Here is an 8523-nt window from a genome sequence, read left to right on the forward strand (position 1 = left end):
ACCAAAGGGCCAGCGGCAAGGGTGAAATGCCCCTTATTTGCAGCCCAAAAAACGCCGAATTCGTCATCATGTGGAATATATCGACTCAGTGGCCACCGCCACGGGTGTTTTGAACACCATCCCTAGGCTCGCCCCACCCAACCGATCAAGGAAACAACCGTGAAACTGAAGATGGCCCCGAACTCGGGGTTCGCGATCTTGTTGCGCTCGCCCTGGTGGGTCAGCTTTGCCATTGCCGCCGTCATCGTGCTGGTCTGCGGCGCGTTGCTGCCGGCGGAGATTGCCCCCTTTGCCGCCATGGGCGCGGTGCCGATCACCGTCATCGGCTGCATGGCCGCCTGGCGCCAGTGGCGGGCGCCCAGCGCGGCGCAAGTGCAGGGCGCGCTGCAGGCCGCCGCCGCCATGCCCTGGAAGGAATTTGCCGACACCCTGGAGCGCGCATGGCGCGCCGAGGGGCACGACGTGCAGCGCCTGGCCACGCTGTACGCCGACCTGCGCATCGCCCGGCCCGACCAGTCAGCCGGTGACGCCGTGCTGGTGGCCGCACGCCGCTGGAAGGCCGCCACGCACGGTGTGGAGCCGCTGCGCGAGCTGCAGGCCGAGGTGCAGCGCCAGGGCGCGCGCACGGGCGTGTATGTGGCGCTGGCGGGCACCGTGAGCGAGGGCGCGCGCAGTTTTGCCAAGGACCACGGCCTGGTGCTGCTGGAGGGCGACGCGCTGGCCGCCCTGCTGCTCAAGGCCCCCGCGCCCCGGGCGCCTGCGCGCGTGCCAGGCCGTGCGCGCCCCGGGGCAGGTTCCGGCGGTGGCCACGGCACGCCCTAAAATCGCCGGTTCCGCCTCGAAGACCGGGGCGACTGGAGAGCCGCCCCGATGACCGCACGCAAGATTTTTGTCACCACCGCCCTGCCGTATGCCAACGGCAATTTCCACATCGGCCACATCATGGAATACATCCAGGCCGACACCTGGGTGCGCGCGCAGCGCATGCAGGGCAACGCGGTGAACTTTGTGGGTGCCGACGACGCCCACGGCGCGCCCATCATGATCGCCGCCGAAAAGGCCGGCAAGACGCCCCAGCAGTTTGTGGCCGACATCGCCGCCGGGCGCAAGCAGTACCTGGACGGTTTTCACATCGCCTTCGACAACTGGAGCAACACCGACAGCCCCGAAAACCACGAGCTGTCCCGGCAGATTTACCTCGATCTGAAAGCCGCGGGCTTCATCGAGACGCGCACCATCGAGCAGTTCTTCGACCCCGAGAAGAACATGTTTCTGCCCGACCGCTTCATCAAGGGCGAGTGCCCGCGCTGCCACGCCAAGGACCAGTACGGCGACAACTGCGAGTCCTGCGGCGCCGTCTATGCGCCCACCGAGCTGATCAACCCGTTCTCGGCCTTGTCAGGCGCCAAGCCGGTGCTCAAGACCTCCGAGCATTTCTTCTTCAAGCTGTCCGACCCGCGTGCGGTGGCGTTCTTGACCGAGTGGACACAAAACGGCCAGCATGTGCAGCCCGAGGTGGCCGCCAAGATCCGCGAATGGTTCGGCGTGCGCACCAACCCCGACGGCACCACCAGCGAGGGCCTGGACGACTGGGACATCAGCCGCGACGCGCCCTACTTCGGCATCGAGATCCCGGACGCGCCGGGCAAGTATTTTTATGTGTGGCTGGATGCGCCCGTGGGCTACCTGGCGTCGCTGAAAAACCTGCTGAACCAGCGCGGCGAGGACTACGACGCCTACATGGCCGACCCCGCGCTTGAGCAGTACCACTTCATCGGCAAAGACATCATCACCTTCCACACGCTGTTCTGGCCCGCCATGCTCAAGTTCAGCGGCCGCAAGACACCCACCAAAATCTGCGTGCACGGATTTTTGACGGTGAACAACGGCGAGAAGATGAGCAAGAGCCGCGGCACGGGGCTGGACCCGCTCAAGTATCTGGCCCTGGGCATGAACCCCGAGTGGCTGCGCTACTACCTGGGCGCCAAGCTCAACGGCAAGAACGAGGACATCGACTTCACGGCCGAAGACTTCATGCTGCGCGTCAACGCCGACCTGATTGGCAAATACGTCAACATCGCCAGCCGGGCGGCGGGCTTCATCGCCAAGCGCTTTGGCGGCAAGCTGGGCACGGTGACCGACGACGGCCAGGCCCTGCTGGCCCACCTGCGCGACGCCAAGGGCGGCATTGTCGCCGCGTACGAGGCGCGCGATACGGCCCGCGCCGCGCGCGACATCATGGCGCTGTGCGACCGCGTCAACAGCTATGTGGACGCCAACAAACCCTGGGAGCTGGCCAAGCAAGAGGGCATGGACGCGCGCCTGCACGATGTGTGCACCACCTGCATCGAGGCCTTCCGCATGCTGACGATCTACCTCAAGCCCATGCTGCCCCGTGTGGCGGCCGAGGTGGCCCACTTTCTCATCGTGCCGCCCGAGCAGTTTGACGACGTGGCCAAGCCCCTGGGCGCCGGCCACCAGATCGGCCAGTACCAGCACCTGATGCAGCGCGTGACGCCCGAGCAGCTGCAAGCCCTGTTCGAGCCGCCCGCCGCGCCCGTGGTCGAGGCCGTGAAGCCCGGCGGCGAAGAGATTGCGCCCACCATCACCATCGACGACTTTGCCAAGATCGACCTGCGCATCGCCAAGATCGTCGAATGCAAGCCCGTCGAAGGCTCGACCAAGCTGCTGCGCCTGACGCTGGACGTGGGCGAAGGGCAGACGCGCAATGTCTTCAGCGGCATTGCCAGCATGTATGCGCCCGAGCAGTTGGAAGGCAAGCTCACCGTGATGGTGGCCAACCTGGCACCGCGCAAGATGAAATTTGGCGTGAGCGAAGGCATGGTGCTGGCCGCCAGCCATGCCGACGAGAAGGCGCAGCCCGGCATCTACGTGCTGGAGCCCTTCCCCGGCGCGCAGCCGGGCATGCGCATCCACTGACCGCCGCTGCCGCCCCGCGCCCCTGGGGCGCGCGGGCAGCGCCATCGGATCACGACAGGCAAGGCATCGCGCATGGCGATGGCTTGCACAGCACAACGCGATCGCGATTGGCTAAATTTTTTTGATCCAAAACAGCCTCTAGCGCTTATCCAGCAAGCGCGAGCTGCTCACTTTTTTGACAATCTACCGGCGTGGCGCACCGCACTGCGCGGCCCACGCTGGCAGCTGGTGGCCGGCATATGGACAGGGCGCACATGCTTCTAACCGGTTGTTGCAAAGCGCTTCCTAGAATCCGCCGCACCCAACCGTAGCCTCTGCCCCGCAAGGCAGGGCGCAGCCCCGCACCAGCCCATCAGGAGATTGCATGCCTTTGTCACCCAACCTGCGGCCAGCGCTGCTGGCCGTTGCGCTTGCTGCGCCGCTCGTCGCCACGGCGACAGCCCCTACAGCACCCGCCACCCCGGCAGCGCCGTCAGCCCCGGCCGCCAGCGTCAGCCTGCAAGACGTGTCGGTGATTGCCGGCACCTGCGCCAACTGCCACGGCCCCGACGGCCGGTCCACCGGCGGCATTCCCACGCTGCGCGGCGTGGGCGAGCGCCATCTGCTGTTGCGCATGCAGGCCTTCAAGGCCGGCACCGCCAGCGACGCCACCGTCATGGTCCGCCTGATGAAGGGCTATGACGACGCACAAATCCAGGCGCTTGCGCAATGGTTCAACCGGGAGTCTCAATAATGACTTTTGATCGCCGCACGGTTCTGGGCAGCGCCATTGCTGGTGCTGCCTCTTTGGCCCTGCCGTCCTTCGTCCGCGCCCAGGCGGGCGCCGCCCATGTGGTGGTGGTGGGCGGCGGTTTTGGCGGCGCCACGGCCGCCCGTTACCTCAAGGAGCGCGCACCCCAGGTGCGCGTGACGCTGGTCGAGCCGGCCGAGCGCTTCTACACCTGCCCGTTCTCCAACCTGTACCTGGCCGGCCTGCGCTCGTTCGAGAGCATTGGCCACGGCTACGACGGCCTGCGCAAGGCCGGTGTGGAAGTGGTGCACGCCCGTGCCGACGACGTCAACACCGCCGCCCGCAGCGTCAAGCTGTCCAACGGCCAGACTCTGCGCTACGACAAGCTGGTGCTGTCGCCCGGCGTGGACATGCGCTGGGGCGCGCTGGAAGGCTATGACGAGGCCGCATCGCAGCTGGCGCCCCACGCCTGGAAGGCCGGCCCCCAAACCCAATTGCTGCGCCAGCAGATGGAAGCCATGCCCGATGGCGGCACCTTCGTGATGGTGATTCCGGCCAACCCTTTCCGCTGCCCGCCCGGCCCCTACGAGCGCGCGGCCATGGTGGCCCACTACTTCAAGCAGCACAAACCCAAAAGCAAGATCCTGCTGCTGGACAACAAGGACGCCTTTTCCAAGCAGGGCCTGTTCATCCAGGGCTGGAAGGCGCTGTACGGCGACATGATCGAGTGGGTCAAGCAGTCGGACGACGGCCAGGTGGTGCGCGTGGACGCCCGCCAGCGCGTGGTGGAGACGGCGTTTGGCACCAGGCACCAGGCCAGCGTGCTGAACGTCATTTCACCGCAGAAGGCCGGCTTTATTGCCGACCGCGCCGGGGTTACGGATGCCAGCGGCTGGGTGCCCGTCAAGCCCGAGAGCTTTGAGTCTGCCCTGGTCAAGAATGTTTATGTGCTGGGCGACGCCACCCAGGCCGCGCCCATGCCCAAGTCGGGCTTTGTGGCCAACACCCAGGGCAAGGTGGCCGCCGCCGTCATTGCGGCCGAACTGACCGGCCAGCCAGCGCCCGCCGCCGCGTTTGCCAACACCTGCTACAGCCTGGTGGGCGCGGGCTACGGCATATCGGTGGCGGGCGTGTACCGCGCGCAAGAGGGCAAGCTGATCGAGGTGCCCGGCTCCGGCGGCGTCAGCCCCGCCAATGCAGACGCGGCGTTCCGCAAGGCCGAGGCGGACTATGGCTCCGCCTGGTACAAGGCCATCAGCTCCGACATCTGGGATCGTGGAGCCTAGAAACGGCAGTTGACCGCTTGCCATCTTCAGGAAAGCCACATGCGCACTGACTTTTGCTGCTTCGTTACAGCTCACCCGATGGGTGAGCACGCTACACACTCGCCAGCACCGCGTTCGCCGCGCCATGCGGCGTTGCTCCTCCTTGCGGGCATGAGCCCGCTGCGTCATCGCGCCTTGCCTGACACGCCGATCACGGCACTGGCAAGCGCGTCCAACTACCGCTTCTAGGCTGACCCATGACGCTTCTGTGGGCCAGCTTTGTATGGGGCGCGGCGTTTGGCGTGGCCGCGCGGCTGGGGCGCTTTTGCCTGCTGCGCGGCCTGCGCCAGCACCTGGGCCTGGATGGCGGCGAGCCACCCAGTAGCGAACCACCCTACAGCGCCCCGGCGCTGCAGGCCTTTGCGCTGGCGCTGGCCGTGGCCTTGCTGGCGTCGCAAGGGCTGCAGCTGCTGGGCGTGGTGGATCTGGGCCAGGCGCTGGTCGTGCGCACGCAGTTCTCGTTTGCGGGCGTGCTGATAGGCGGCGCGATTTTTGGGCTGGGCATGGTGCTGGCCAATGCCTGCGGCGCGCGCTCGCTGGTGCTGCTGGCGGGCGGCAACCTGCGCTCTCTGGTCACGGTGGTGTTTCTGGGCCTGGGCGCGCAGGCCAGCTCCACGGGGGTGCTGGCGCCGCTGCGCCAGTGGTTTCAGGGCCTGGCGCCTAGCGTGCTGCAGCATGCCACCCTGCCCCAGCACTTGATGGCCAATCAATGGTCAGCCCTTGCTGTGTATGCGCTGACAGCTATCGTTCCTGCAGCAATTTTGGCGGCCTACGCCCTGTACCGCCCGGCCCTGCGCCGCAGCCCGGCGCAATGGCTGGCGGCGCTGGTGATCGGCGCACTGGTGGCCGTGGGCTGGTGGATCAGCGCCAGCGTGGGCGCAGACCCGTTCGACCCCGCGCGGCTCACGTCGCTGAGCTTCATTGCCCCGATTGCCGAGAGCCTGCTGTACATCCAGGTGGCCGTGGGCCGCGACTTTGGCGCCGCATCGGCCATGGTGGCGGGCGTGGTGTCCGGGGCGTGCCTGACCGCCCTGATCACCCGCACTGCCCGCTGGGAGGGCTTTGACAGCCCCGCGCAGCTGGCCCGCAGCGCGCTGGGCGGCTGGCTGATGGGTTTTGGCGGCCTGCTGGCGGCGGGCTGCTCCATCGGCCAGGGGCTGACCGGCATCACCACCCTGGCCTGGGCCACGCTGCCCGCCGTGGCCGGCATTGTGCTGGGCGCCTGGCTGGCGCTGCGCCTGGGGGCAATACGGGCCGGGTCTGCGCGGCACCTGACGGCTGGGTGAGAATCCGCGTTTGCCCGCAGCTCTCAAACCCACCATGCCCTTGCAACGCCGCCACTTTCTGATCACCCCACCCGCCCTGGCGCTGGGCGCCGCCGTGGCTGCCACACCCATCGCCACGCTGGCGGCCCCGGCCATCCTCACGCCGCAGTCGCGCATCCTGCCGCGCCAGGGCAAGGGCCCGCGCATCGTGATCTGCGGCGGCGGCTGGGGCGGCCTGACGGCCGCGCGCTACCTGCGCGAGCTGATTCCCAACTCCGACGTGGTGCTGCTGGAGCGCAACCCCACGTTCTGGTCTGGCCCCATGAGCAACAAGTGGCTGATCGACGTCGTCAACACCGACTTTGTCAACCGCGACATGCTGCGCCCGGCCAACCAATACGGCTACCAACTGCTGCAAACCGAGGTGACCGGCTTTGAGCGCGACAAGAAGCTGGTGCGCACCGCCCACGGCCTGATCGAGTACGACTTTTTGATTCTGTCGGGCGGCATCCGCAACGACTACGAGGCCTGGTTTGGCAACGACCAGAAGGCCATTGACTACACGCGCAAGCATTTCCCCAACGCCTACGTGCCCAACCAGGAAATGTTTGCGCTCAAAGCCAAGGTGAAGAACTTCAAGGGCGGCACCATCGTCATGACGCTGCCCCCGCCGCCGCACCGCTGCCCGCCCTCGCCCTACGAGCGCGCCTGCCTGATCGCCTGGCACATCAAGAAGAACAAGATTCCCGGCAAGATTTTGATTCTGGACCCCAAGCCCAAGATCGCCCCCATCGGCGTCGGTTACAAGCAGGCGTTTGAAGAGCTGTACCCGGACATCATCACCCACGTGCCCAACGCCCGCGTGCAGGAGGTGGACCCGTTCAACAAGCGCATCAAGACCGCGGCGGGCGAGTTCCAATTTGACGACGCCATCCTGATGCCGCCCCACCAGGCGGCCGACATGGTCTGGCACGCGGGCCTGATTGGCAAAACCCCCGACGGCAAGCCCACCGGCTGGGCCGACATGAACCCGCGCTACTTCACCGCCCACGGCGACGACCGCGTGTACTTCGTGGGCGACCTGATGGGCGCCATCTCGCCCCAGTTTGGCCACTATCCCAAGAGCGGCCATGTGGCCAACTACATCGGCAAGATCGTCGCCAAGAACATCGCCCAGCGCGTGGCCGGCCAGCAGGTCACGCCGCTGCTGCCGGACAACCTCTGCTACATGATGGTCAACGGCGACCCGCAGGAAGAAATCTCGGTCAAGTTCGAGTACGAAGTCGACGCCAGCGGCCAGGTCAACCAGACCCAGATCGACATGGACGTGCGCTCGCCCGATCTGGTCAAAGAAGACTTTGCCTGGATCAACACCATGTTCCGCGACTTCCTGGGCACCTGATCCGCCATTCCAATGCAAGCCCAATGCAAGCAATGACACCCTCAAATACCCACCGCCTGACCCGCCGCCGCCTGGTGGCCGGTGCCGCCGCAGGTGCCAGCCTGGCGCTGCCCGGCGCCGCACTGGCGCAAGCCGCCGCCACGCCCGCGCCCGCCGCCAGGGCACCGTTGGTCGGCCACCTGGCCCCCAACCCGGTGGAATTCAAAAAGACCATGCAGCAGTTCATCGGCAGCGCCACGCCGCAGGCCGAGGGGCTGCAGCTGGACGTGCCCGTGCTGGCCGACAACCCCGGCGCCGTGCCCGTCAAGGCCAAGGTCACCCTGCCCATCACCGATCAGGACTGGTGCGAAGAGCTGATGGTGGTGGCCGAGCTCAACCCCATCCCGCTAGCCTGCCGCATGCAGTTCACCGCCGACACCGGCACGGCCGAGGCCGCGGTGCGCATCCGCCTGAGCCAGTCGCAAACCGTGCACGTGCTGGCGCGCATGAAAAGCGGCAAGGTGCTGGCGGGCAAGCAAGCCGTTACCGTGGCCGCCAGCGGCTGCGGCATGTAAGCCAGGAAAATCGTCATGAGCATGAACAAGCCCCCGCGCGTGTGGGTCAGCAACGACAAGCCCAAGGCCGGCGACATCCTGCGCGTGCGCGCGCAGATGGAGCACGTCATGGAAACCGGCCTGCGCGTGGATCCCGCCACCGGCAAGACCCGCCCGCGCCACATCGTCAACCACTTCGAGGCCAAGCTGGGCGACCGGCGGGTCTTCATCTGGACGCCCGGCACCTCGGTCGCCCAGAACCCGTACATCGAATTCACCTTCAAGGCGCGCCACAGCGGCGAGCTGACGATGCTCTGGAAGGACGACC

The 8523-nt window shown here is 66.9% G+C and carries 8 protein-coding genes; all 8 read left to right on the forward strand.

The window, feature by feature from the left end; genetic code table 11:
- Positions 1-171 precede the first annotated feature (171 nt).
- The gene (locus AB7E35_RS14410; protein ID WP_428163882.1) at positions 172-822 is read left to right on the forward strand and encodes a restriction endonuclease; all 651 of its coding nucleotides are present in this window, start codon (positions 172-174) and stop codon (positions 820-822) included.
- A 48-nt stretch (positions 823-870) separates the two neighbouring features.
- Positions 871-2940, forward strand: a complete 2070-nt coding sequence (gene metG, locus AB7E35_RS14415; RefSeq protein ID WP_428163880.1) for a methionine--tRNA ligase — start codon at positions 871-873, stop codon at positions 2938-2940.
- Positions 2941-3304: 364 nt separating this feature from the next.
- On the forward strand, positions 3305-3673 hold the full coding sequence (locus tag AB7E35_RS14420) for a c-type cytochrome (RefSeq protein ID WP_428167802.1): 369 nt from the start codon (positions 3305-3307) through the stop codon (positions 3671-3673).
- Positions 3673-4956, forward strand: a complete 1284-nt coding sequence (locus AB7E35_RS14425; RefSeq protein ID WP_428167803.1) for an FCSD flavin-binding domain-containing protein — start codon at positions 3673-3675, stop codon at positions 4954-4956. Before AB7E35_RS14420 ends, AB7E35_RS14425 begins: the two co-directional genes overlap by 1 nt.
- A 236-nt stretch (positions 4957-5192) precedes the next feature.
- Positions 5193-6281, forward strand: a complete 1089-nt coding sequence (locus AB7E35_RS14430; RefSeq protein ID WP_428167804.1) for a YeeE/YedE family protein — start codon at positions 5193-5195, stop codon at positions 6279-6281.
- Positions 6282-6321: 40 nt separating this feature from the next.
- Positions 6322-7662, forward strand: coding sequence for an FAD-dependent oxidoreductase (locus tag AB7E35_RS14435; protein ID WP_428164366.1), 1341 nt, complete (start codon positions 6322-6324; stop codon positions 7660-7662).
- 32 nt (positions 7663-7694) lie between these two features.
- Positions 7695-8216: a thiosulfate oxidation carrier protein SoxY gene (locus AB7E35_RS14440; protein ID WP_428167805.1), complete on the forward strand. Its 522-nt coding sequence runs from the start codon at positions 7695-7697 to the stop codon at positions 8214-8216.
- A 21-nt stretch (positions 8217-8237) separates the two neighbouring features.
- The coding region (gene soxZ / locus AB7E35_RS14445; RefSeq protein ID WP_428167806.1) for a thiosulfate oxidation carrier complex protein SoxZ at positions 8238-8523 on the forward strand (286 nt) is incomplete at its 3' end.

The sequence above is a fragment of the Diaphorobacter sp. genome, from assembly GCF_050251835.1.
In the GTDB taxonomy this organism is placed as follows: domain Bacteria; phylum Pseudomonadota; class Gammaproteobacteria; order Burkholderiales; family Burkholderiaceae_C; genus JBFXIE01.

Coding starts and splice junctions, on each gene's coding strand:
- AB7E35_RS14425 (WP_428167803.1), top strand. CDS start 3,673: ATGACTTTTGATCGCCGCACGGTTCTGGGCAGCGCCATTGCTGGTGCT.
- AB7E35_RS14430 (WP_428167804.1), top strand. CDS start 5,193: ATGACGCTTCTGTGGGCCAGCTTTGTATGGGGCGCGGCGTTTGGCGTG.
- AB7E35_RS14410 (WP_428163882.1), top strand. CDS start 172: ATGGCCCCGAACTCGGGGTTCGCGATCTTGTTGCGCTCGCCCTGGTGG.
- metG (WP_428163880.1), top strand. CDS start 871: ATGACCGCACGCAAGATTTTTGTCACCACCGCCCTGCCGTATGCCAAC.
- AB7E35_RS14420 (WP_428167802.1), top strand. CDS start 3,305: ATGCCTTTGTCACCCAACCTGCGGCCAGCGCTGCTGGCCGTTGCGCTT.
- AB7E35_RS14440 (WP_428167805.1), top strand. CDS start 7,695: ATGACACCCTCAAATACCCACCGCCTGACCCGCCGCCGCCTGGTGGCC.